The organism is Thiomicrospira sp. S5, assembly GCF_003991075.1.
In the GTDB taxonomy this organism is placed as follows: domain Bacteria; phylum Pseudomonadota; class Gammaproteobacteria; order Thiomicrospirales; family Thiomicrospiraceae; genus Hydrogenovibrio; species Hydrogenovibrio thermophilus.
The window spans coordinates 622,557-646,097 of the sequence record NZ_CP014470.1; the positions used below are offsets into that span (position 1 = coordinate 622,557).

The following is a 23,541-nucleotide window of genomic DNA, read 5'->3' on the forward strand; positions in this document are numbered from 1 at the left end:
AGTGTTTTGCCCAGGCCTGGTGGTTTGTTGCACAGTTCTTGCAAGGTTTTTTAAGTTTTTTCCTCGTCGCTCTCGGGTTTGGGTTGCAACTGTTCGTCGTGTTGCTCCATACGCCAAGGCAGCAGGCCTGGTGAATTGTTTAAAAAGTGCAGATAGCGTTCGAAGTGATCCAAAATGTCGCTGATGATGTCGTTACGGTCATAACCGTACACATCATAGGCTTGTCCACCGCGACGCAGGAAGACTTCAGCACGATAATAAAGGGATACGTCTTCACTTTCCGCCTCCATTTCGGGGTAGGCGAACAGTGGAATGGTAAATTCGCACAGACGAATTTCGTAGATGAAATCCATCTGATCCTCTTTCAACACTTCAATGCGGACTCTGAGAGGGGCTTCTTCATGATGAATCTGGGCTTCCCAGCCGCGTCGTGACAGCTCTTTCTGCACACTGTTCATAGCCGGTAATGCGGTTTCTGTAATAAATTGGCTGACGGTGGTTTCGTCCGGGTAGTCCACCAGACTGTCCAGACGGTCTTTCCAGCCATACCCTTTGCGCTGATGAAAGTGCCGACTTTGCTGCAAGGCCTGCTCCAGGCTGCTGTCGCGGTGGGTTTCAATGCTGAGCGCTCGCCACATGCCGAAAGCGGCAATCAGCATAATCACCGCAAACGGCAGGGCGCTGACAATGGACGCGGTCTGCAGGGCTTTCAGGCCACCGGCCAGCAACAGCACGGCGGCGACAGTGCCCAGTAAACCCGCCCAGAAAATACGCTGCCACACGGGTGTTTCCATGGCACCACCGGAGGCCAGCGAGTCCACCACTAGTGAGCCGGAATCGGCCGAGGTGACGAAAAAGGTAATGATGAGCAGTACCGCCAACGTCGAGGTGACAGTTGATAACGGCAGGTGTTCAAACAACTGGAATAACGCAATGGCGGTGTCGTTCTGAACTTCGCCGATTAAGGCGGTATAGCCTTCTTGCATAATCATGTAGAGTGCGGTGTCTCCAAAGACGGAAAACCAGAAGAAGGTGAAGGTGGTGGGCACCAGCAAAACGCCGAACACGAATTGGCGAATGGTGCGCCCTCGGCTGATTTTGGCGATAAACAGCCCGACAAAGGGCGCCCAAGCAATGGTCCAGCCAAAGATAAATAGGGTCCAGTTACCAATCCAGTCACTGTGGACATAAGCTTGTAGGTTAAAAGTGCGTTCTACAATGCCGCTTAAGTAGCTGCCGGTGTTTTGTAAAAATGTTTCTAAAATAAAAATGGTTGGGCCGGTCAAAAATACGAAAATCATTAACGCCACGGCGAGACCGATATTGATGAGCGAAAGCCGTTTAATGCCTTTGTCCATGCCGGCGACTACGGAAATGGTGGCCAGCAAGGTAATAACGGCCAGCGCCAGTATCTGTACATTTACCGAGACAGGAATGGATGGAATCAAATAATTCAGTCCAGTGTTGATTTGCGCCACCGATAACCCTAGGGTAGTGGCTAAGCCGAAGACGGTGCCGAGAATGGCAAAGGTGTCCACCGTGTGCCCCATCGGGCCATGAATGCGGTCCCCAATTAATGGAAACAGCGTTGAGCGCATGGACAGTGGCAGGCCGTGACGAAACGCAAAATACGCCAGTGTCAGTCCGACCAATCCATAAATGCCCCAGATATGAAATCCCCAGTGAAAAAAAGCAATCTGCATGGCTTGTTTTGCGGAGTCGATGCTTTCGGGCGAGCCTTGTGGTGGGGTGGCATAGTGTAAAACCGGTTCGGCGACGCCAAAAAATAACAGGGCAATACCGTAACCGGCGGAAAACAGCATCGCAAACCAGGCGGTGAAGCTGTACTGGGGTTCGGCATGGTCTGGCCCCAGTTTGATTTTGCCCCAAGGTGAGGCCGCCACCGCAAAAATAAACACCAGGAAAATGGCGACAGACAGCATATAAAACCAGCCGAAATTCTGGGTGATGCTGGCCAGCACCTCAGCAAACAGCTCGCCTGCCAGTTGCGGATTGCTGAGGGTGCCGATAATCATTAGAAAAATGACACTGACAGCCGGAATGAAAACCGGCAACAGCAGGGCGGATTTGAATTTATGGGAGGGTGTTGGTGCGGTGTCCAAATTAGAATCCTTTCTGCTTTAAATGGATTAAAAGCGACGTTTATTAGGGTTGAAATCGTAAGTGTTTTTTCTAAAAACTTGCCTTGATGTGAAGATTGTAACAAAGTTAAAATGAGTTTGCGATTACGCCTGTTTGCTGGGGTATTGACCCAATTTCGGCAAAGCTCTCATAAATGTAAGGTAAAAAGGATTGGGCAAGTCCTGGAGTCAGCTTTAAGGTGTTTAAGCCTGTGCAGGCAAAAAAAGACAAAACCGCAGTCAGCGGTTTTGCGATGGCTTTAATGCAAGATTAAGTACTCGAGTTTAGTGCTCGAAACGATCCATAAAGTTGGGTTCGTCGGTGTAACCGCCCGGCACGTTTTTGGTGACAATCGCCACCGCATCGTGCGGGTGCAGGCTTTCCAAGTGGTTGACGCGCACCCAGTAGTCTTGATATTCGGTGCAGCTTTCCAGTTTGGCTTGCATGCGACGCGCGGCGTCTTCACAGAACATCAGGTTGGTGGCGTTCAAACGGGCAAATTCCTGTTCGTCTTCACGTTTGACGGTGGATTGCACCGGCGTTTTCACCGCGTCTTCAATCTGATTGATGACGGTGGAGAGGTTCAGGTCGTGCGACGCATCCACTTTCAGTTTGATCTGCGCATAAGAGCGCTGGCTGTGCGGTGTGGCGCAGATGCCTTCCGGCGTGCCGAGCCATTCCAGCACCTGATTGTAGTCCAGTGCCTGACCGTTGAATTGCTGTTCGAAGGCTTCCTGAATCAATTGACGAGACAGGGCCGCAGAACACGGGCAGGTGGAGGAATAGGGCACGCTGATGCTGACTTCGCATTCGTATTGTCCGTCGCGCATTTCACCGCGCATCGTACAGGGATAGTGTTTCCAGCCGGAGTTATCGGATTTCAGGGAGCGGCGTCTTTCGTAATAGTCGAAACGGAATTCGACAAAAGCGTTTTGGCTGAGCCCCTGATGCGATTCGATAAAGGCTTGTAGCATGCTTTGGATGCTGGCCGGTGTTAACGGCGCTTTCGAGCCGGTTTCATCCAAAATCAGATACAGGCGCGACATGTGGATACCTTTGCTTAAAGGGTCGTCCAAACTGACGTAGGCTTGTACCTGCGAGGATAGGGTTAGGGTGTTTTGCGAATCTTGTTGTAGCTGGATTGGCAGTTCAATGCCACTCATTCCGACCCAGTTGAGTTTTCCCTGTGGGTCTTGGTGGGGTTGGCAAGCGATATCGGGCATGTGCTTCGTCATGCAATTTCCTTCGGCTTTGATTGAGGTCTTTGTTCGGTCCGCCCGGATAAAACAAAGTTGAGCTCATATTTTAAAAAAGAGGAGAAGTATACCATATCTTGTGGGAATGGGTATCATTTACTGTGAAAATAATTCATGATAATAAATAAATTTTCTCATAAGTGATTTTAAGAACGGTCGATCAGGCAGGTGCTGAGAGCCGTTTCCAGCTGGTCGATAAGGGTATTCGAGTCGTTTTCTGAGGCGGTGTCCGAAGCGGTTTCGAGCAATAATTCCAGCCGGCTGTCCTGCCGCCAGGCGATATCTTGCCATCGGATTTGGTTATTAATCACATTCAGCAATTGCCATTCGTTGCCGGTGCGCAGGATGCCTTTGGCGCGAATCAGATGAGTGTGCTGTTCGATAAACGCTTTGAGCGCCACGCGGTTGAACTGGATGTGGGCGTCGAACTGCCAACCAACGCTGGTGGTGTGGCCGGTTTGCACTTGGCGTTGCAGGCAATGCGACAGTTTGGATTCGCCGGGGAGAGCGCAGGTTTCGGTTTGTTGCTGGTGTTCATGCAGGCCGCTGAGTAAGGTAAAGGCCGGTTTGGTTTGTTTAAAATCCACCAGGCCTGGTGGAAAGTCACATTCGGCATTCAAACGGGTGTGCAAAATCGATTCTTTCGGCGGGTAGGTTTGTTGCAACAGTTGTTCGGCCTGGCGGATGTCGTCGTCATTGGCGAGGTCGGTTTTATTAAGCAGAACCGTATCGGCGAGGTTGACCAGGTCGCGCATCACGGCAGATTTGGCCCAGCGTTCCGGCGTAAGTTGTTGCGGGGTGATGACCAGCAATACACCGGCGATGCGAATATGCGGTTGGAATTGTTTTAAGGTGTCGATAACCTGCGCCGGATGACCGAGCCCGGTGGGTTCGACCAAAATGCGGTCCAGTGGATGCTGTAACAGCTTTTGCAAAGCTTGGCGATAGCCGAACTGAGCGCTGCAACAGATGCAACCGCCGGTGACGTCTTCAATCCATGGGCTATCGGCATTGAGCGTGGCGGCGTCAATGCCGATCTCGCCGAATTCGTTGATGAGCAGCCCCCAGTTTTCACCGGCGGGGCGCTGTTGCAACAGCCGGTGAATGGCGGTGGTTTTGCCACTGCCGAGCAATCCCGTTACCAGCGTAACGGGAATGGGGACGTCCTGCTTATAGGTCTTTGCCATCCAACAGATCGTTGACGAGTTCGTCGTGTTTCAGATTTACGCCGAGACGTTCACAAATGATTTTGGCGTCGCGATAGGCGTTGCCCAGGCAGGTGGTGGCACCTGGCGACGGTGTCATATTAAAGATGATGTTGTCGTGCTCGGGTACGATGCTGGCTTCACCCAGTTTCAATTCTTTGGTGGTCTTGTCGATGACCTGTGGGCGCACACCGCCGTAACCTTCCGCATAAGTCAGGTCTTTGGTGGTCAAATCCGGTAGGATTTTGCGGGCATCTTTGACAAACAATTTTTTGTTCAACCACGGCACTTCAAACAGGAAGTTGCGGAAAATGTAATTGCGGATGGTGCCGTCTTTCATCAAATCCCAGAACACGCGCAAGACTTTGGTGTCCAGTTTCAACGAGCGCCAGAAGTCCATATAGGTGCCGCCGGTGTAGCGTTCCAGTTTTGGCAGAACCAGGGCGGTTGGCCCTAGGCGGGTTTTGTCCGGCTCGGTTAAGTCGGGGTCGCCATGCAGTGCGGCGAACGGCAGTTTGTCGTTTTGCATGGTGTAGACCTTGCCGTTCAGCATTTTCGGTGCGAAATAGAAACTTCCGGCCATCGGCAAGGTGGACAGGTTCATGCCATGCCCGAGTTGGTTGGCCAGTAACAAACTGTGCGCTCCGGCGGACACCACGGCAAAACGGCCGACATAAGTGCCGTGCGCGGTTTGTAGTTCGTAGTGGTCTTCCAGTTCGATGATGCGGTCCACTTTGGAGCTGAGGGAAACCCGGATGTCCTTGCCGGTTTTACGGGCGCTGTCGATAAAGGATTTTGACAGGTTGCCGTAGTTGACGGCGGAATATTCGTCGGTACAACCGCTGGCTAAAATGCGTTCCGGGCGTGGTTTGCCGTCTTTCAGCGCAACCTTGGGTTCGACTTCGGCGATTTTTTCGGCGTCCCACAGTTCCATGTACGGGAAGCCTTCCTTGAATTCTTCGTGGCGTTTTTCCAGACGCTCGCATTCATCGTCGCCGACGGCGAGAATCATTTTCGGGAACTTATACAGGAAATCGTTTTTATCGACCTGTTCGGCATACTTCACCAGCATATTGGCGGTACGCTTGACGGAAATGGCTTTTTCCAAAGTGTAGTTGGTTTCGATGTCGCCGCAGTGCAACGTTTGGCTGTTGCTGCGCGCATTGGAGTTTAACGGGGATAAAGAGCCGTATTTTTCCAGGATGGCGATGGACTTGATGTCGGTGTATTTAGCCAGTGTATAGGCGAGCGCGGTTCCGGTGATACCACCGCCGACGATCACGACATCAAATGTACGATTTTGCATAGGAATTTCAATCCATTCGAATTCAGGGAGCCAAGTATTATATAAAATTCTTTAGGGTTTGACTAATCGCGATGAATGCGAATTTTCTGATGTCGTTGGATTGAATGCGGTTATGGGGTTCAGCTGAGCTGGCAGCTACGGGGTTGAATTTTCTCATATTCTTGCAAAGCGGCGAAGTCGGTTTCGCATTCCGGCAACTGGGTCAGGTGGTTTTTCAGGGTTTCGAAGGACAGCGGAGCCGGGGTGTTATTGACCAGTTCGTAATGCATCCAGGTGCCTTCTCGCCAGGATTTCACCAGGCCTGCGTTTTTCAGATACGTGAGGTGGCGCGAAATGGTGCTTTGCCCTTGTTCTAAAACGGTAACCAAGTCACAAACGCACAGAGAATCCCGGAGCAACAGCAAATGCAGGATACGCAAACGCAGCGGTTCGGAGAGAGCTTTAAAAATCTGTGCAGTTCGGTCTAAGGCCACGGGTGGAATTCCTATGTTGTGCTAGCGTTTATCATAGCGCCGGATAGCCATTTGAGCAAATATACCCACAGGTCTGGCTCGGCAAAACAGTATTAATTGTTACGTTATTGTATCAATTTTGTGATTGATTTGATTGTATTTTCCGTTAAGAGGTTTTAATATATCTGTTTATGCAGATTTAGTGTTGTTTAAAAGCGCTTTCTGATTTGTGCGGCGTGCTTATGGAGAAATGGAATGTTTGACATGATCGGAAACCAGGTTGCGTTCGAATGGCTGGGGCTTGGGAAAGAATCCGCTCTGGGCAGTGCCGTTCAGTTTTTTGTGATGGATACCCTGAAAATTTTTGTCATGCTGGTGGTGATTATTTATTTGATGGGGCTGTTACGGGCCTTTGTCTCGACCGAAAAGGTGCGTGAAGTCGTGGCCGGCAAGCCGAAGTGGCTGGGCCGTTCGTTGGCGATTGGGCTGGGCGGTGTGACGCCGTTCTGTTCCTGTTCTTCCGTGCCGTTGTTCATCGGTTTTGTGGAAGCGCGTATTCCGCTGGGCATCACCTTCGCGTTTTTGATTGCCAGCCCGATGATTAACGAAGTGGCGGTGGTGTTGCTGATCGGCATTCTCGGCTGGGAAGTGGCGTTGTTGTATGTGTTGGCCGGCGTGGTAGTGGCTTATGTCGGCTCGATGGTGATGGAATGGTTCAAACCGGAGCGCTGGGTGGAAGCCTATGTCTGGGACATTAAAATGCGTCAGGTGCAGGAAGCTCAGGCACAAAGCGGCGGCTTTTCGCAACGGCATGCATTCGCGTGGAACGAAGTGAAAGTCATCGTCAAACGCATTTGGCTTTGGGTCTTTGCCGGTATCGGTATCGGGGCGGCTTTTCACGGTTATGTGCCGCAGGCCTGGATCGAATCCACTTTGGCCGATGCGGGCCACTGGTGGAGTGTGCCCGCGGCCGTGCTGGTCGGTGTGCCGCTGTATTCGAATGCGACCGGAGTGATTCCGATTATCGAGGCCATGTTGAATAAAGGCGTGCCCATCGGCACCAGTTTGGCGCTGATGATGAGTATTGCCACCTTGTCGCTGCCGGAATTGCTGATTTTGCGAAAAGTGATTCGCTGGCCGGCGCTGGCCGTGTTCGCCGGTGTCTTGACGGTGGCGTTTATTTTGGTCGGTTATGGCTTTAACGCCGCTTTTACGGTGTGACCGAAGTTTGGTTGATTTTAGCCAGGCCTGGGCGATTTAGAGAGTGTTGAATGATTAGGAGAGTGAAACAATGAAAGGGAACTTAATGGTGCGGATGATGACGTTGATGGTGTTGTTGGCGATTGCGTTGGCGCACGCCACCGGGCAAACCGATTTGACGCGCTGGAATTGGCTGTGGCTAGCGGTGTTTGCCGCAGGGATGGGCTTGCAGGCGACTTTCACGGGCTGGTGTCCGTCGAATCTGGTGGGCAAGCTGTCGAAAACCGGCGAATGCTGTCCCAGCGGGAGTTGTGATACTTCTGGCTCAAAGGCGTCTTCCAAATCAGCAGCGGCGTTGGATGAGACGCCGTGTTGCGGAGGTGATACAGGTGCGGATGAATCATCGGTGCAAACCACGGCCTGTGGTGCGACCTATGATGACAATGCCAAGGTGGTGAAAGTGCTGGGCAGTGGTTGCGCCAATTGCGAAACCACCGCGAGATTGATTCAGGCGGTGGCCGAAGAGAAAGGCGTGGCCATTGAGTTGGAAAAGGTGGAAGACATCGCCGAAATCGCCGGTTACGGTGTGATGAGCACGCCAGGCGTGGTCATTGACGAAGTGGTGGTGCATACCGGCAGCGTACCGGATCGGCAACGTATCGCCAGCTGGTTTTAATCAAATCGTCATTTCTGGATGACGGCAAAGCCGTAAACTCGAAACGGATTGAAATTGAGGAGACAAAAGATGGTCAAGGTGGCAATCAACGGATTCGGACGCATGGGCCGCTTGGCCTTGCGTGAGGCCTACGACTGGCCGGATGTGGAATTTGTGCACATCAATGAGACGGCGACCGATGCTGAAGGCTCGGCGCATTTGCTGCATTTTGATTCGGCGCATGGACGCTGGTGGCATGACGCCGAAGCGGAGGACGGCGGCATTCGGGTGGAGGAATCGCTGATCGGTTACTCCTCGAATGAGGCGGTGGCCGACACGCCTTGGGGCGAGCTGGGCGTGGATGTGGTGATTGAGGCCACCGGGCGATTCCGTACGCGTGAAAGTTTGCAGCCGTATTTCGACCAGGGCGTTAAGCAAGTGATTGTCGCCGCACCGATGCAGGAAGGGGTGAAAAACATCGTCATGGGCATCAACGATGCGGTGTTTTCACCAGGCCTGGACCCGATTATCACGGCGGCTTCCTGCACCACCAACTGCATTGCGCCGGTGATTAAGGTGATGCACGAACAAATCGGCATCAAGCACGGCACCATCACCACCATGCACGACCGCACCAACACGCAGAAGGTGGTGGATCACGGCCATAAGGATTTGCGCCGCGCGCGTGCCTCGTTTGAATCGCTGATTCCAACCTCCACCGGGTCGGCCAAAGCTATCGGCACGATTTTTCCGGAACTCAACGGCAAGCTGAACGGTTTGGCGGTTCGGGTGCCGTTTATGAATGCCTCTTTGACGGACTTGGTGTTGGAGATGCAACGGGAAACCTCGGTGGACGAAGTTAACCGGATGTTGAAAGCGGCTTCGGAAACCTATTTGGACGGTATTCTCGGCTACGAAGAACGCCCATTGGTGTCGGTGGATTATGAAGGCGAAAGCTGTTCGTCGGTGATTGATGCGCCTTCCACGATGGTGGTGAACGGCACTCAAGTGAAGCTGCTGGCTTGGTACGACAATGAGATCGGCTATGTCACTCGCATGATGGAACTGGCGGTGAAGGTCGGGGATCTGAATCAGCGGGTGGCAGAGCAGGAGTAAGACGGATGGCGATGTCTTTGAAACAACAATACGGCTTGATTACCGCGAATTATTGGGCCTTTACCATCACCGACGGCGCTTTGCGTATGTTGGTGTTGTTGTTTTTCTACCAGTTGGGTTACAGCCCGCTGGAAATTGCCATGCTGTTTTTGTTCTATGAGTTTTTCGGCATTGTTACCAATTTGTTTGGCGGTTGGTTGGGCGCTCGTCTGGGCCTGAATGTGACCATGAACATCGGTCTGGGTTTGCAGGTCATCGCCTTGATGATGTTGGCGGTGTCGCCGGAATGGTTGTCGGTGGCTTATGTGATGGCGGCGCAGGCCTTGTCCGGCATTGCCAAAGACCTCAATAAAATGTCGGCGAAAAGTGCGATTAAAAGTCTGGCACCGGATACGGACGGGCAGTTATATCGTTGGGTGTCGGTGCTGACCGGTTCGAAAAACGCCTTGAAAGGGGTTGGCTTTTTTATCGGTGCCGTGTTGCTGGGCGCGGTGGGCTTTCAGTATGCGTTGTTCGTGTTGGTGATGTTGATTCTGGTGCCGCTGTTCTTTTCGATTATTTATCTGGACGGGCAATTGGGCAAGGCGCAAAACAAACCGAAATTCCAGGAAATGTTTTCCAAGTCGCCGGCCATTAACTGGTTGTCCGGCGCGCGCTTCTTTTTGTTCGGCGCACGCGATGTGTGGTTTGTGGTGGCTTTGCCGGTGTATCTGCAAGGCGTGTTGCAATGGTCGCACACCGAAGTGGGCACCTTTATGGCGCTGTGGATTATCGGTTATGGCGTGGTGCAGGCGACCACACCGAAATGGACCGGGTTGAAAAAGGGGCGCGACGCCGACCAAGAACACAACCCGACGCGCACCACGGCGATGAAACTGGCCTTGGCCTTAGCCGTTGTGCCCGCGCTGATGGCGGCGACCTTGTCCTATTCACCGCAAGTGATTTTGGTGGGCGGTTTACTGGTGTTCGGGGTGGTGTTTGCCTTGAACTCGGCGGTGCATTCGTATTTGATTGTGTCGTATGCCGATGCGGACGGCACTTCTAAAGACGTCGGTTTCTACTATATGGCCAATGCCGCCGGGCGGTTGGCGGGCACGGTATTATCCGGCTGGGTGTATCAGGTGTCGGGTATGGAAATGACGTTATGGTTGTCGGCGTTGATGGTGTTGTCGGCCGGGCTGTTGGTGCTGAAAGCGCAGCCGATGCCAAAAACCGCATAAAAGGGCGCATAAAGTCGTTAGAATAGGGCAATATGAACTTTGCCCAGGCCTGGCGAAAATGCTTAAACGGCCTTGGCTGGAAAATGGTCTGGAAATAAGGAGCTGTCGCATTGACTGCCATGCTAAAAGACGCCGTTTTGATTACCGGAGCCGGGCAGCGCATCGGCTTGTATCTGGCGAAACAATTTTTGGCGCAAGGCCAAGTGGTGGTCTTTACGTACCGCACCGAACGTCCGGCGGTGGATGAGCTGAAAGCGCAGGGCGCTTTGGGGTTTCAAGTGGATTTCACCGATTCCGCTTCTTTGAACACCTTCTTACAATGTTTGCCGCAGCAGGTCGCGAGCTTGCGTGCGGTGGTTCACAATGCATCGCTCTGGGCGACCGATGTGCAAGTGGACGCCAACCCGGGCTTGCTGGCCGATTTGCTGGCGGTGCATGTGGAAGCGCCGTATCGAATCAACCAGGCCTGCCGCCCGTTACTGGAAAAAACGTCCGCGGCCACGGCGGATATTGTGGCGTTGACGGATGTGAAAGTGGCAGACGGCCATGCCGATTATGCAGCTTATCTGGCGTCGAAGGCGGGTTTGGCCTCCTTGACCCAATCGTTTGCCCAGGCGTTTGCGCCGCACATTAAAGTCAATAACATTGCACCCGGCCTGGTGATTTTTCATCCTGAAGATTCCGACGCGTATCGCCAGAAGCGTTTGGCGGAAAGCGCCATTCCGGTGGAACCGGGCGAGGCATCGATTTGGCAAGCGGTGCGATTTCTGATGGACAGCCCGAATGCTACGGGCTCGACCGTGTCACTCGGGCAGAAAAAAGCGTAACGCCGTTTCGTTTAACGCGCTTGTCGAACGTCGGTGGAATGCCTTTTAATGCTTCGCGCCTTGCGCACGGGTCAGCTTGGCTTGCAATTCCCGTTCGGCCTGCGCGGCCGCTTCGTCAAAACCGTCTCTTTCCGGCCAGCCTTTGGTCTGTTGCAAAATTACTTCCATTAAGGCGCTGGTGTGATCGTCGCGGTCGTTCAACGCCGGGATGTAGCTGAAGGTTTCGCCACCGGCTTCTTCGAAATACTCGCGGTTTTCCTGGTCGATTTCTTCGATGGTTTCCAAACAATCGGCGGAGAAGCCCGGGCAGATGACTTGCAGGTGTTTGACGCCTTTGGCCGGTAAGCCTTTCAAGGTGGCGTCGGTGTAAGGCTTGACCCATTCCTCTTTCCCGAACAGCGACTGGAAGGTGACCATGTAATCGTCCGGGCCAATACCGAGTTCTTCGGCCACCAGTCGTGAGGTGGCGCGGCATTCGCATGGGTAAGGGTCGCCATTATCGAAATAACGTTTCGGGATGCCGTGGTATGACATCACCAGTAAATCCGGTTTGCCGTGCTTTTCCTGGTGTTCGCGGATGCTGTTCGCCAGCGCTTTGATGTAGCCGGGATGCTTATGGTAGTTGCGCACAAAGCGCATTTCCGGAATCCAGCGCCAGGTTTGCAGTTCGGCGGTGACAGCGTCGAAGGTGGAGGCGGTGGTGGCACCGGCGTATTGTGGATACAGCGGCAACACAATCAGGCGTTGCACATTGCGTTCCTGTAAGGATTTGAGTGCATCGGCAATCGACGGATTGCCGTAACGCATGCCCAGCGCAAATTCAACGCGACCGCTAAAATGGCCGCGCACCTTTTCTTCGATGTCGGCTAACTGACGGTTGCTGATGTCCAATAAAGGCGAGCCTTCGCCGTAATGTCCCCAAACTTCTTCATAGGCTTCCGCCGATTTCGCCGGGCGGGTGTTCAGAATGATGAGGTTCAGAATCAATTTCCATAACCAGCGCGCCGGTGGCGGTTCCACGACGCGGGGATCCATCAGGAATTCTTTTAAATAGGGTTTCAGCGCTTCTTTGGTGGGGGCGTCGGGTGTGCCCAGGTTGGTGATCAGAACGCCGACAGCGGGTTCCGAACCGTGTTGGTAAGCGGTGTAGTTTTTGTATTCCATAAGGGGTCCTGTACTGGTTCCGGATAAGGGCTTGCGCCATTTTAGACCGATTTTACCGTCAGGTAAACGGCGCGACGGTTTCCTTTCGCTTGGGAAGGATGTCAGTCGATGAGAAAAGAGTATAATTGAATTGTAGTGGTTGTACAATATTGTATATGTTTTGTATAACATATCATTCTTGGAATGATTTTGTCATATTGTAAGGAGCCGATTATGCCGACGTCGACGTCATTGCCCGCTTCCGGGGAACACTTTCCGAGATTGAAAATTGCCGTGTCCGACTGCTTGCGGGGAACGGAATGCCGTTATAACGGTGGTCATGCTCAGGACGACTTTATCAATCAGGCTTTGGCGAAATACGCCGACTTTTTGCCGTTCTGCCCGGAAGCGCCGGTGCTGGGGACACCAAGAGAGACCATTCGGCTGGTGAATGTCGACGGTACGATTCGTGTGCGTGGCACGCGCACCGAGCAGGATGTGACCGAGGGCATTCAACGTTATAACGACAAAATGGTGCCGAAGCTGTTGCAGCAAGGGGTTGACGGCGCCGTGGTGAAGTCGCGTTCACCCACTTGCGGGCTGGAACGCATCAAGATTTATCGTCCGAGCGGGGAATGGTTCGGTTCGCAAGATAAAATGGGCCAGGGGTTGTTTACCGCGGAATTGCAACGTCAGTCACCTGAATTGGCGGTGGAGGAAGAAGGCCGTTTGCAGGATGCCTGGTTGCGGGAAAACTTTATGATGCGGGTCTTCACCACCGCGCGCTGGCGTGAGTTCATGTCGGGGCATCCTTCGGTGGTGGATTTTCAGGCCTTTCATCGTGATCATAAATATCTGCTGTTGTCGAAGTCTGAATCGATTTATCGGGAGATGGGGCCGATTGTGGCGGAGACCACTCAGGAAAACCTGGCGGATTGTTTGAAAGCGTATGAAACCAAATTGCATGCGTTATTGGCACACCGCTCCAAGCGCGGCAGTGTGATTAATGTGCTGGACCATCTTTACGGCTACTTCAAAAAACAGCTGACCGAACAGGAAAAGACACATTATCGGGAAACGGTTGAGGAGTTCCGCAATGGTATTGTGCCGTTGATTGCGGTGATTAAGGTGTTGCAGCAGTTCTTGAGTCATTATGGTTCCGACTATCTGGAAACACAGGTGTTTTTCCAGCCTTATCCGGCGGAGTTGGCTTTGCGGTCCGAAATCACTGCTTATCGTTAGAGGGTATTCAGCGGTTAAGCTGTTGTTCTGTGGCTTTTTTACGACACTTTTGACTTTTTTCGGAAATACGAAAAATTAATAAGAATTTCTATGGATTTTCCTTATAATGAAATTTCCTAAGTTTTTGACAAGTTTAAATTTTTTAAATTTCAGTCAGGGTTTGGGAGTTGTTTTATTTGTTAGAAAGGAAAAAGCATGTCAGATTTAGTTACAGGCAAAGTTAAGTGGTTCAACGATGAGAAAGGCTTCGGCTTCATCGAGCAAGAGGGCGGAAAGGATGTGTTCGTTCACTTCTCAGCCATTAACGGAACCGGCCGCAAGACATTGGCCGAAGGTCAATCGGTTACCATGGAAGTGACGCAAGGTCAGAAAGGACCACAAGCAGAGAACGTTACCGCCGTATAATCTCTGTTTTACATTCTTAAGCCCTTTTATTGGTTCTCAATACGAGGGTTTTTTTGTGCCCGCATTTCAGCGTCCGGTTACTCTTCCCCCATTTTCAAAAGCATTTTATTGTCCCGTTATTAAGAAGACGTACAGTCTGCTAAGGGCCTTTCCATAAAGCGCCTCTCTTTTATATTCACTCTCTTATACATTTATATAACTGTCTATATAACGAGACTGTCGATATTTTAATCGTCAAACGGTCGGTATACCTTTTTGGGTGTTTCATTTTCGTTTTAACCGACCTTATATAAGTCATCATCATTTGTTTTTTTCGACGTTTCTTCTTTCAAGCCCTGTCTAACCGGGCGGTCTCGCTATTCATTTCCTTCTCCTTAATCTTTGGTTCAGTCCGGCATTTCGTTACGTTAAAAATATTTTCATAAAATGAACAAAAAGTTCTTGAAATGAAAATGAAGAAGTCTTAATATATGAATCAAAGTTTCTCGGGGGGAAATAATGCAGCAAAATTCATATGTTTTAACCATCTCATGCCCGGATCGTGTGGGAATCGTCGCCAAAGTGTCGACTTTTTTGGCGGAAAACGATTGCATGATCGCCGAGGCGAATCATCACGCGGATAGACACACCGGTCAGTTTTTTATGCGTAACGAAATCACCGACATCCAAATGGATGAAACGGCGTTTCGCGAAGCCTTTTCCAAAATCGCCGACGAATTCGACATGAAGTGGCAGTTGACGGCCTCAAGCCGTAAAAAACGAGTGTTGATTATGGTGAGTAAGCAGGATCACTGTCTGGCGGATTTGTTGTATCGCTGGAGCAGTGGCGAAATCGACTGCGAGATTCCGTGCGTGATTTCCAACCATTTGGATATGAAAGGCTTGGTCGAATGGTACGGCATTCCGTATCTGCATATTCCGGTGACGCCTGAGAACAAACCGCAGGTGTTTGACGAGGTCGTCAACTGGGTGGATCACTATCAAGCGGATACCATCGTGTTGGCGCGTTACATGCAAATCATTCCGCCGGCGTTATGCCAAAAATACCCAGGCCAGATTATCAATATCCACCACAGTTTCCTGCCGTCGTTTATCGGGGCCAAGCCTTATCATCAAGCGTACGAGCGCGGGGTGAAGCTGATTGGGGCGACTTGTCATTATGTCACCGAAGATCTGGATGCCGGACCGATTATCGAGCAGGACGTGGCGCGCGTGTCGCACAGCGAGTCCGCCGAAGAGATGGTGGTGCTCGGGAAAGATGTTGAAAAGAATGTATTGGCACGCGGCTTGAAGTACCACTTGCAAGACCGAGTGTTGGTTTACGGCAATAAAACCGTTGTGTTCGCTTAGGAGACTTGAATGCCACTCAGATTACTGAAATACGCCTGGAAAAAATCGGAAGACGAACCGCGTTTTTTCCCGGAAGAAAAGCCGCTGAAAAAGGCTTATGACGTCGTGATTATCGGCGGCGGCGGTCATGGAATGGCCTGTGCTTATTACCTGGCTAAAGAACACGGTATCACCAATGTGGCGGTTTTGGAGCAGGGGTATATCGGCGGCGGAAACACAGGTCGTAATACCACCATCGTACGCTCGAATTACCTGACGTCTGAAGGGGTTAAGTTCTACGACGAAAGCCTGAAATTGTTCGAGGATTTGAGCGACGATTTCGATTTGAACATCTTCTATTCGACGCGTGGCCATTTTACCTTGGCGCACACCGATAGTGCGATGCGCACCATGAGATGGCGTGCAGAGGTGAATAAACATCACGGCATCGACAGTGAAGTCGTCGATGTGGATACCATCAAAAAAGAAGTGCCTTACATGGACATGTCCTGTAACGGTCAGCATCCGGTGATGGGCGCTTTGTACCATGCACCGGGTTCGGTGGCGCGTCATGATGCGGTGGCCTGGGGGTATGCCCGAGGCGCGCAAATGCGTGGGGTGGAAATTCATCAGAAAACCCAGGTGACGGATATTAAAACCAAAGGCGGCAAGGTTGTCGGCGTGGAAACGGACAAAGGGTTTGTCGAGGCCAAGAAAGTGATTTCGATGGTGGCAGGTTCCACGCCACGCATCACCGAAATGCTGGACATTAAAACCCCGATTGAGATTTTCCCGTTGCAGGCCTGCGTGACCGAACCGGTGAAGCCGTTTATGGACACGATTGTGGTATCCGGCAGTTTGCACGTTTACGTCAGTCAGTCGTCGCGCGGTGAGTTGGTCATGGGGGCGTCGGTGGATCCGGCGGAATTGCATTCGACCCGATCGACCCTGGATTTTGTGGAAGGTCTGACCGACCAGATGATGGATTTGTTCCCGTTCACCAGTCGCTTGAAAATCATGCGTCAGTGGGCCGGGATGAGTGATATCACACCGGATTTCGCACCGATTATGGGTAAAACCGATGTGGAAGGGTTCTATCTGGATGCCGGTTGGGGAACCTGGGGCTTTAAAGCGACACCGGTCAGCGGAAAAACCATGGCGCATACCGTGGCCACCGATTCGACACACGAATTGATCAAGCCGTTCAGTCTGGATCGCTACGCCAAGTTTGAGTTGGTGGGTGAGAAAGGCGCGGCGTCGGTCGGTCACTAAGGAGACAGTATGAAATTTGTTACGTGTCCAAGTTTGGGAAGAAGAGCCTTGAGTGAGTTCACTTACGGTGGGCGACTTGAACGTGAACCGGATCAGGAAGCCGTGTCGGAAAAAGAATGGGCGGATTATGTTTTCTACCATAACGGCGCGCCGCAAACCCAGACCGAATGGTGGTATCACCGTCCGACGGGAATCTGGTTTTTATTTGAACGAAATACGTTGACCGATCAAATCACACAGGTCGATTTTGCGAATAAAGGAATTGCACATGAAGCTTAGACTCGCGCCACAGCCATTGGAATGGATTGATCGCAAAGCGTCGGTTACCTTCGAATTCGAAGGTAAACCGGTCAAAGGTTTCAAGGGAGATGTGATCAGTAGCGCTTTATGGGCCGAGGGCACGAAAGTGTTGGGCCGCAGTTTTAAATACCACCGTCGTCGCGGCGTGATGAGTTTGGCCAACCACGACGTCAATGCTTTGTTTCAGGCCGAGGACAGACCGAATGTCCGCGGTGATGTGGTGGCGCCGGAAAATGGCATGTCACTGACCGCTGTCAACACCTTTGGCTCTTTGGCGAACGACAAGGGTGCATTGGTGGAGTTAATCGGAAAGTTTCTGCCGGTCGGTTTCTACTATAAAGCCTTTTATTCGCCGAAATTTCTGTTCCCGAAATGGGAGCGTTTGATTCGTGAAATGGCAGGCCTGGGCAAAGTGGATACTCGCTGGACTGAAGAGCGTAAGCCAAAGCGTTATCGTCATTGTGACGTCGCGGTCATCGGCGCCGGGCCTTCGGGGATGGCGGCGGCCATTCAAGCGGCCAAGCAAGGCGTGGATGTCTGTTTGATTGACGAAAATCCACACATCGGCGGTTCGTTGGATTATCAGTTTGTGAACGAAAGTGCGCAGACATTGAACCGCCATTACTTGAAAGAAACCATCGAATCCACACCGAATATCCATGTAATCACATCGGCCTATGTGGCCGGGTATTACGGCGACCATTGGTTGTCGATCAATACCAATGACGGTTTGATTAAATTGTCGGCGCAGTCCGTGGTGGTCGCCACGGGCGTGTTCGAGCAACCGGCGGTGTTCCGTAATAATGATTTACCGGGGGTGATGAATGCTTCCGCCGCGCAACGTCTGATGACGCGTTATGCCGTCGCCCCTTGTACCGAATCGGTGGTGCTGACCGCTAATGCCGAAGGCTATCGTGCCGCGCTCGACTTGCATCAGAACGGTTTGGTGGTGAAGGCGATTATCGATACCGGGCGCACCGAAGGCGAGTGGGTCGAGCAAGCCAAACAGGCCGGCATGGTGGTGTATGAAAACGCGGAAATGGTCGAAGCGCTGGGGCGCAAACAACTGGAAGGGGTGATTTTCAAAACCAACGGCACGGAAAAACGTTTGTTGTGTGACGGCTTGTTGATGAGCGTGGGCTGGGCACCGGCCGGCGCACCTTTGTATCAGGCGGGCGCTAAATTCGGTTACAACGCCACCGTGGAGCAGTTGTTGCCGGTGACCTTGCCGGAAGGTGTGTTCGCGTGCGGCCGCATCAACGGTGTTTACGACATTGAAAACCGGATTAAGGACGGTGAACAAGCTGGGCTGGCGGCGGCTTTATATATGAAAGGCCAGGCATTGCCGGAAGTTGAAGATTACCGTGCCACAGCCGCGCATTCGCATCCGTACCCGATTTGGGCGCATCCGAAAGGCAAAGAGTTTGTCGACTTCGATGAAGATATTCAGATCAAGGATTTGAAAGGGGCGATTGCGCAAGGGTTCGACAATATCGAGTTGATGAAACGTTTCTCAACCATCGGTATGGGGCCAAGCCAAGGCAAACACAGCAATATGAACGGCATCCGCATGTTGGCGAAACTGACGGGGAAAACCATCGACCAAACCGGTTCCACGACCGCGAGACCGATGTTTCACCCAACACCGGTTTCGCACTTGGGTGGGATGCGTTTCCGTCCGGAGCGTTTGACGCCGATCCATCCGTTTCACGAAGAAGAAAATGCCTGTTTTATGGAAGCCGGTAACTGGTTGAGACCGGAATATTATCCAACCGAAATGACCCGTGAAACCTCGATTCAGGCTGAAGTCGAAGCGGTACGGAATTCCGTCGGGTTGATTGACGTTTCGACGCTGGGCAAGCTGGATGTTTTCGGACGGGATGCCGGGGAGTTGATGGACCGACTGTACACCATGCGCATGTCGAATATGGCGATTGGCGCCAGCCGTTATGCCTTGATGGTGGACGATTCCGGAGTGGTCATCGACGATGGTGTCGCGATTCGCTATTCCGACGAACATTTTTATGTGACCACCACGACGTCAACGTCGGATTCGGCCTACCGCTTGATTCAGAAAAAAGTCATCGAGTGGGGCTTGAAGGTCACGGTATTGAACCGCACCGGGCAGATTGGTGCCATGAACCTGGCCGGTCCGAACAGCCGCAAGATTCTGGAAAAGCTTTGTGATATTGATTTATCGACGGAAGCCTTCCCGTATCTGGCGATGCGCCAAGGCAAAATGCTGGGGTTGGATGTCACCTTGATTCGGGTCGGTTTCGTGGGCGAATTGGGGTATGAAATCCATACCGATTCGCAATCGGCATTGACCATTTGGAAGGCGCTGATGAGTGCCGGTCAAGCCTATGGTATCAAGCCGTTCGGTGTGGAAGCGCAACGACTGCTTCGTTTGGAGAAAGGCCACATCATTGTCGGCCAGGATACCGATGGCTTGACCAACCCGTTCGAGGCCAATATGCCATGGGCGGTGCATTTCAAAAAACCGTATTTCCTTGGCAAACCGAGTTTGGTGAGATTGAAAGAAACCAAGATGCGTACCTTGGTTGGGTTCGAATTGTTGTCTGACAACCCGAACGACCAGCCGCTGGAATCAAACCTTGTGATTGAAGCCGACGAGATGATTGGGCGTGTGACCAGTATCGGTAGCAGTGCCACACTGAAAAAGGTCATCGGTTTGGCGATGATTTCAACCGATTATTCAATGGCGAATAATGTGCTGAGCATCAAATTGACCGACGGTCGATTTGTGAAGGCAAAAGTGGTTAAAACCCCTTTCTATGATCCGGAAGGGTTAATGCAAAAACCGGACGAAACAGCAGAAGGAGACGCGGCATGAGTTTACAGATTACACCGAAGACAATGCCGACTCTAATGCATTTTCGCGGGGAAGGCCTTAATGATGTTTTGGCTTCCTTCGGGGCGTCAGGCCTGGAGGTTTTTCAATATCAATCGGTGGCGAAAGACCAATTCGTCGCCAAATTGGGTGAAGAAGAACTCTATGTCTGCGTTGAACAACCGTTGGAGGCTGTATCCGAAAACAACCAATATGCATTCCAAAGAGGGGATGCGATTTTTGAACTGTCGGGCAACTGGAAAGCTTTGATGTCGGAAGTGTGTATTTACGACTTCCGTCAAAGTCAGCCGGGTGATTTCCTGATGGTCTCGATTGCGGGTGTCTCGGCCTGGCTGTTGGTTCCAGAAGCCGATGCACCGCTCATTCTTGGGTGTGATCCGACTTTTGGATACTACTTCCAGGAAACCTTGAGCCAGCAAATACAAAAATCCCCTTTTTTAAAAATGGAGTGCCAAGATGACGATTGAAGAAGCCAAAAAATTCCTTGAAGACAACCAGATTAAATACATTCTGGCCCAGTTTGTCGATATCCACGGTGTCGCCAAAACCAAGTCGGTTCCGGCCAGTTGCCTGGAGTCGATTGTGGAAGACGGTGCCGGGTTTGCCGGGTTCGCCGTTTGGGGCTTGGGCATGGAACCGCATGATGGCGATTATATGGCCAAAGCGGATTTAAGCACTTTGAGTATCGTCCCTTGGCAACCGGGGTATGCGCGTGTGGCCTGTACCGGTCACGTGCATGATAAGCCTTACGAATACGATACGCGCCACATCATGTTGAAACAAATCGAGCGTTTGAGCGAAAAAGGCTGGACCTTGAACACTGGGATCGAGCCGGAATTCAGCTTGCTGAAACGCAATGAAGACGGGCATTTGATGCCGTATGACGAAAGCGATACCTTGGACAAGCCATGTTACGACTATAAAGGGTTGTCGCGTTCCCGTGCGTTTTTGGAAAAATTCGTCGATTCCCTGCAGCAGGTCGGATTCGATGTTTATCAGATTGACCACGAAGACGCCAACGGTCAGTTCGAAATCAACTACACCTATTCCGACGCGAAAACTTCGGCAGACCGCATCACTTTTGTGCGCATGGCCGGCAGCGAAATCGCCAATGAAATGGGCATGATCTGCTCCTTCATGCCGAAACCGAACGCCAACCGCACCGGGAACGGGTTCCATTTCCACTTGTCGATTACCGATGACCAAGGAAATAACCTGTTCAAAGACGATTCCGACAAAAATAACATGGGATTGTCGGAACTGGCTTATGACTTCTTGGGCGGATTGATGCATCACGCGAAAGCGTTGTGTGCGTTTGCCGCGCCGACGGTGAACTCCTATAAGCGTCTGGTCGTCGGGCGTTCGCTGTCCGGCGCGACTTGGGCACCGGCGTTTATCAGTTACGGCGACAACAACCGTTCGGCGATGGTCCGCGTGCCTTACGGGCGTTTGGAATTCCGTTTGCCGGATACCGGGTGCAACCCGTATCTGGTGACCGCCGCCATCATTGCCGCCGGTTTGGACGGTGTGGCGAAAAAATTGAACCCAGGCGAGCCGCAAAACATCAACCACTACGGCTTGTCGTTGGATGAAATCAAGGCAAGAGGGATTGATACCCTGCCGCAATCCTTGTCGGAAGCCTTGGACGAGTTGGAAGAAGATTCGTTGTTCGTCGAACAGTTCGGCGAAAACTTCATGAAAGAATTCATTGATATCAAACGCATGGAATGGGTCGAATACCAGCGCCATGTGTCCGATTGGGAGTTAAACCGATATGCAGAATATTTTTAAGCCGCAGAGTATTTTTAAAGGAGAAGGCTCATGTGTGGAATTGTAGGGTTATATTTAAAAAACAGCGCACTTGAGAGTCAACTCGGCAAGCTGTTCGAGCCGATGCTGATTGCCATGACTGGGCGCGGACCGGACAGTGCCGGGTTCGCGATTTACGGGGACGAAGTGTCCGACGATATGATTAAGCTGACGCTGCAGCATGAAGATGAGCATTATCCTTGGCATATGTTGGCCGAAAAGCTTGAAGAAACCTATAGCACGCCGGTTTCGGTGATGCACAACGCCAATGCGGCGGTGCTGAAAATGAAAGCCGAAGAAGCGCCGGTACGTGAAACCATCGCTGAATTCGATTCGACTATCCGCATCATGAGCGTGGGGCGTTCCATTGAGATTTTGAAAGAAGTCGGCTTGCCGGAAAACATCGCCGAGCGTTTCAATTTGGCAGGCATGAAAGGGTCGCACATTGTGGGCCACACCCGTATGGCCACCGAAAGTGGCGTGACGATGGAAGGGTCGCATCCGTTTTCGACCGGGATGGATTTGTGCCTGGTGCACAACGGTTCCTTGTCGAACCATAACCGTTTGCGTGAAGAGCTGGAGCACAAAGGTATCCAGTTCGAAACCGAAAACGATTCCGAAGTGGCGGCCGGTTACCTGACCTGGCGTTTGCGTGAAGGCGCCAGCGTAAAAGAAGCGTTGGAAGGGGCCATTGAAGATTTGGACGGTTTTTTCACTTTTACGGTCGGAACCAAAGACGGGTTTGCGGTGGTGCGTGACCCAATCGCGTGTAAGCCGGCGGTCATGGCGGAAACGGACGATTACGTGGCCATGGCGTCTGAGTACCATGCGTTGTCCTCCTTGCCGGGCATCGAGAACGCTAAATTGTGGGAACCCGATCCAGGAAAAGTGTATTTCTGGGGTAAAGGCTGATTGAGAAACAAACGAGAGCTTTGCAGGAGGTGGATGCACGGATAAAAATGGCTAAAATTTCCCTGAATGTCGTTGAAAAACTGGCGAATAGCTCGCTATTCGCTGCGTTTTCCGCCTAATTCAGAAAAATTTTATCTCATTTTTCTATCGCGCCCCACTCATGCAAAGCTCTCAAAACGAATAAGAAAAAGGAATTGCCATGGAATTTGATTTGAAAACACAAACGGTCAGAGAGGTGAATCAAGCCTTGCATGATTTGCCGAAAGACAAAACCACGGAAGTGGTGGTGAACGGCATCAGTGGTGACCACAACCTGGCGGTCGGGATGGACCAGCCTGCGAAGATTACTTTGAACGGTCATGCCGGTTACTATTGCGCGGGCATGAACAAAGAAGCGGAAATCATCGTTAACGGTAACGCCGGTCAAGGCGTGGCGGAAAATATGATGTCCGGTAAGGTGCACGTCAAAGGCAATGCCAGCCAGTCGGCTGCAGCCACGGCACATGGCGGCCTGTTGGTGGTGGATGGCGATGCCGCCGCCCGTTGCGGTATTTCCATGAAAGGCGTCAACATCGTTGTGAAAGGCTCGGTCGGTCACATGAGTGCCTTTATGGGGCAGTCGGGTTGTTTGGTTGTCTGTGGTGACGCCGGTGAGGCGTTGGGGGATTCCTTGTATGAAGCCCATTTGTATGTCAAAGGTAAGGTCGAGTCCCTGGGCGCGGATTGCATTCAGAAAGAAATGCGTCCGGAGCACATCGAGGAACTGTCCGCATTGTTGAAAGAAGCCGGTAGTGATGAGGACCCGAACAGCTTTACCCGTTACGGTTCAGCTCGCCAGCTGTATACCTTTAAAGTCGATAACGCCTCGGCGTATTAAG

Annotated in this window: 21 protein-coding genes; 15 read left to right on the forward strand and 6 right to left on the reverse strand. The window is 51.8% G+C overall.

Translation table 11 applies throughout. The features are described 5' to 3' along the window. Window positions 1–50: 50 nt before the first annotated feature. From AYJ59_RS02795 to AYJ59_RS02815, 5 genes are all read right to left on the reverse strand, one after another. Window positions 51–2,123, reverse strand: coding sequence for a BCCT family transporter (locus tag AYJ59_RS02795; protein ID WP_029938827.1), 2,073 nt, complete (start codon window positions 2,121–2,123; stop codon window positions 51–53). A gap of 303 nt (window positions 2,124–2,426) precedes the next feature. Next, window positions 2,427–3,377: a GTP cyclohydrolase FolE2 gene (folE2, locus tag AYJ59_RS02800; RefSeq protein WP_029938826.1), complete on the reverse strand. Its 951-nt coding sequence runs from the start codon at window positions 3,375–3,377 to the stop codon at window positions 2,427–2,429. Between the two features lie 167 nt (window positions 3,378–3,544). Beyond that, complete coding sequence (locus AYJ59_RS02805) at window positions 3,545–4,585, reverse strand: CobW family GTP-binding protein (RefSeq protein WP_051673426.1); 1,041 nt, start codon at window positions 4,583–4,585, stop codon at window positions 3,545–3,547. Continuing rightward, window positions 4,569–5,909 carry an FAD-dependent oxidoreductase gene (locus AYJ59_RS02810; protein WP_127119273.1) on the reverse strand — a complete coding sequence of 447 codons (1,341 nt, stop codon included), beginning with the start codon at window positions 5,907–5,909 and terminating at the stop codon, window positions 4,569–4,571. The genes AYJ59_RS02805 and AYJ59_RS02810 overlap by 17 nt, the downstream gene beginning before the upstream one ends. 119 nt (window positions 5,910–6,028) lie before the next feature. After that, window positions 6,029–6,382 (reverse strand): ArsR/SmtB family transcription factor, encoded by a 354-nt coding sequence (locus tag AYJ59_RS02815; RefSeq protein WP_127119274.1) that lies wholly within the window; start codon window positions 6,380–6,382, stop codon window positions 6,029–6,031. Between the two features lie 234 nt (window positions 6,383–6,616). Here AYJ59_RS02815 and AYJ59_RS02820 point away from each other — a divergent pair, with 234 nt between their 5' ends. From AYJ59_RS02820 to folM, 5 genes are all read left to right on the forward strand, one after another. Next, entirely contained in the window at window positions 6,617–7,582 is a 966-nt protein-coding gene (locus AYJ59_RS02820) for a permease (protein WP_127119275.1), read from the forward strand. Between the two features lie 70 nt (window positions 7,583–7,652). After that, window positions 7,653–8,237 carry an MTH895/ArsE family thioredoxin-like protein gene (locus tag AYJ59_RS02825; protein WP_127119276.1) on the forward strand — a complete coding sequence of 195 codons (585 nt, stop codon included), beginning with the start codon at window positions 7,653–7,655 and terminating at the stop codon, window positions 8,235–8,237. A 69-nt stretch (window positions 8,238–8,306) separates the two neighbouring features. Further along, window positions 8,307–9,332 (forward strand): ArsJ-associated glyceraldehyde-3-phosphate dehydrogenase, encoded by a 1,026-nt coding sequence (locus tag AYJ59_RS02830; RefSeq protein WP_127119277.1) that lies wholly within the window; start codon window positions 8,307–8,309, stop codon window positions 9,330–9,332. 11 nt (window positions 9,333–9,343) lie between these two features. Further along, complete coding sequence (gene arsJ, locus AYJ59_RS02835) at window positions 9,344–10,552, forward strand: organoarsenical effux MFS transporter ArsJ (protein WP_127120365.1); 1,209 nt, start codon at window positions 9,344–9,346, stop codon at window positions 10,550–10,552. 119 nt (window positions 10,553–10,671) lie between these two features. After that, a complete protein-coding gene (gene folM / locus AYJ59_RS02840) occupies window positions 10,672–11,379 on the forward strand; it encodes a dihydromonapterin reductase (protein WP_127120366.1) in 708 nt (235 codons plus the stop codon). 45 nt (window positions 11,380–11,424) lie between these two features. Here folM and hemH read toward each other — a convergent pair whose 3' ends face one another. Continuing rightward, window positions 11,425–12,543, reverse strand: coding sequence for a ferrochelatase (gene hemH, locus AYJ59_RS02845; protein ID WP_127119278.1), 1,119 nt, complete (start codon window positions 12,541–12,543; stop codon window positions 11,425–11,427). Between the two features lie 213 nt (window positions 12,544–12,756). On the opposite strand from hemH, the gene AYJ59_RS02850 reads away from it, so the two are divergent. The 10 genes from AYJ59_RS02850 to AYJ59_RS02895 all read left to right on the forward strand — a co-directional run bounded on the left by AYJ59_RS02850 (window position 12,757) and on the right by AYJ59_RS02895 (window position 23,540). Beyond that, complete coding sequence (locus AYJ59_RS02850) at window positions 12,757–13,764, forward strand: YbgA family protein (RefSeq protein WP_127119279.1); 1,008 nt, start codon at window positions 12,757–12,759, stop codon at window positions 13,762–13,764. A 195-nt stretch (window positions 13,765–13,959) separates the two neighbouring features. Continuing rightward, window positions 13,960–14,169: a cold-shock protein gene (locus AYJ59_RS02855; RefSeq protein ID WP_029938814.1), complete on the forward strand. Its 210-nt coding sequence runs from the start codon at window positions 13,960–13,962 to the stop codon at window positions 14,167–14,169. Between the two features lie 498 nt (window positions 14,170–14,667). After that, window positions 14,668–15,519, forward strand: a complete 852-nt coding sequence (gene purU, locus AYJ59_RS02860) for a formyltetrahydrofolate deformylase (protein WP_029938813.1) — start codon at window positions 14,668–14,670, stop codon at window positions 15,517–15,519. Between the two features lie 9 nt (window positions 15,520–15,528). After that, on the forward strand, window positions 15,529–16,770 hold the full coding sequence (locus AYJ59_RS02865) for an FAD-dependent oxidoreductase (RefSeq protein WP_029938812.1): 1,242 nt from the start codon (window positions 15,529–15,531) through the stop codon (window positions 16,768–16,770). Between the two features lie 9 nt (window positions 16,771–16,779). Then, on the forward strand, window positions 16,780–17,049 hold the full coding sequence (locus AYJ59_RS02870; protein WP_127119280.1) for a sarcosine oxidase subunit delta: 270 nt from the start codon (window positions 16,780–16,782) through the stop codon (window positions 17,047–17,049). Continuing rightward, window positions 17,039–19,924 carry a 2Fe-2S iron-sulfur cluster-binding protein gene (locus AYJ59_RS02875; protein ID WP_127119281.1) on the forward strand — a complete coding sequence of 962 codons (2,886 nt, stop codon included), beginning with the start codon at window positions 17,039–17,041 and terminating at the stop codon, window positions 19,922–19,924. The genes AYJ59_RS02870 and AYJ59_RS02875 overlap by 11 nt, the downstream gene beginning before the upstream one ends. Beyond that, window positions 19,921–20,409: a hypothetical protein gene (locus AYJ59_RS02880; RefSeq protein WP_127119282.1), complete on the forward strand. Its 489-nt coding sequence runs from the start codon at window positions 19,921–19,923 to the stop codon at window positions 20,407–20,409. Before AYJ59_RS02875 ends, AYJ59_RS02880 begins: the two co-directional genes overlap by 4 nt. Then, window positions 20,399–21,733, forward strand: a complete 1,335-nt coding sequence (gene glnT / locus AYJ59_RS02885; RefSeq protein WP_127119283.1) for a type III glutamate--ammonia ligase — start codon at window positions 20,399–20,401, stop codon at window positions 21,731–21,733. Before AYJ59_RS02880 ends, glnT begins: the two co-directional genes overlap by 11 nt. 30 nt (window positions 21,734–21,763) lie before the next feature. Then, on the forward strand, window positions 21,764–22,663 hold the full coding sequence (locus AYJ59_RS02890) for a class II glutamine amidotransferase (RefSeq protein WP_127119284.1): 900 nt from the start codon (window positions 21,764–21,766) through the stop codon (window positions 22,661–22,663). A 199-nt stretch (window positions 22,664–22,862) separates the two neighbouring features. After that, the gene (locus AYJ59_RS02895; RefSeq protein WP_127119285.1) at window positions 22,863–23,540 is read left to right on the forward strand and encodes a protein glxC; all 678 of its coding nucleotides are present in this window, start codon (window positions 22,863–22,865) and stop codon (window positions 23,538–23,540) included. Window position 23,541: the final 1 nt, after the last annotated feature.

Excerpts from the sequence above, each read along its gene's own strand:
- AYJ59_RS02820 (WP_127119275.1), top strand. The coding sequence starts at position 6,617 with ATGTTTGACATGATCGGAAACCAGGTTGCGTTCGAATGGCTGGGGCTT.
- AYJ59_RS02875 (WP_127119281.1), top strand. The coding sequence starts at position 17,039 with ATGAAGCTTAGACTCGCGCCACAGCCATTGGAATGGATTGATCGCAAA.
- AYJ59_RS02895 (WP_127119285.1), top strand. The coding sequence starts at position 22,863 with ATGGAATTTGATTTGAAAACACAAACGGTCAGAGAGGTGAATCAAGCC.
- folE2 (WP_029938826.1), bottom strand. The coding sequence starts at position 3,377 with ATGACGAAGCACATGCCCGATATCGCTTGCCAACCCCACCAAGACCCA.
- AYJ59_RS02890 (WP_127119284.1), top strand. The coding sequence starts at position 21,764 with ATGTGTGGAATTGTAGGGTTATATTTAAAAAACAGCGCACTTGAGAGT.
- folM (WP_127120366.1), top strand. The coding sequence starts at position 10,672 with ATGCTAAAAGACGCCGTTTTGATTACCGGAGCCGGGCAGCGCATCGGC.
- AYJ59_RS02880 (WP_127119282.1), top strand. The coding sequence starts at position 19,921 with ATGAGTTTACAGATTACACCGAAGACAATGCCGACTCTAATGCATTTT.
- AYJ59_RS02810 (WP_127119273.1), bottom strand. The coding sequence starts at position 5,909 with ATGCAAAATCGTACATTTGATGTCGTGATCGTCGGCGGTGGTATCACC.
- AYJ59_RS02870 (WP_127119280.1), top strand. The coding sequence starts at position 16,780 with ATGAAATTTGTTACGTGTCCAAGTTTGGGAAGAAGAGCCTTGAGTGAG.
- purU (WP_029938813.1), top strand. The coding sequence starts at position 14,668 with ATGCAGCAAAATTCATATGTTTTAACCATCTCATGCCCGGATCGTGTG.
- hemH (WP_127119278.1), bottom strand. The coding sequence starts at position 12,543 with ATGGAATACAAAAACTACACCGCTTACCAACACGGTTCGGAACCCGCT.
- AYJ59_RS02825 (WP_127119276.1), top strand. The coding sequence starts at position 7,653 with ATGAAAGGGAACTTAATGGTGCGGATGATGACGTTGATGGTGTTGTTG.
- arsJ (WP_127120365.1), top strand. The coding sequence starts at position 9,344 with ATGTCTTTGAAACAACAATACGGCTTGATTACCGCGAATTATTGGGCC.
- glnT (WP_127119283.1), top strand. The coding sequence starts at position 20,399 with ATGACGATTGAAGAAGCCAAAAAATTCCTTGAAGACAACCAGATTAAA.
- AYJ59_RS02865 (WP_029938812.1), top strand. The coding sequence starts at position 15,529 with ATGCCACTCAGATTACTGAAATACGCCTGGAAAAAATCGGAAGACGAA.
- AYJ59_RS02830 (WP_127119277.1), top strand. The coding sequence starts at position 8,307 with ATGGTCAAGGTGGCAATCAACGGATTCGGACGCATGGGCCGCTTGGCC.
- AYJ59_RS02805 (WP_051673426.1), bottom strand. The coding sequence starts at position 4,585 with ATGGCAAAGACCTATAAGCAGGACGTCCCCATTCCCGTTACGCTGGTA.
- AYJ59_RS02850 (WP_127119279.1), top strand. The coding sequence starts at position 12,757 with ATGCCGACGTCGACGTCATTGCCCGCTTCCGGGGAACACTTTCCGAGA.
- AYJ59_RS02855 (WP_029938814.1), top strand. The coding sequence starts at position 13,960 with ATGTCAGATTTAGTTACAGGCAAAGTTAAGTGGTTCAACGATGAGAAA.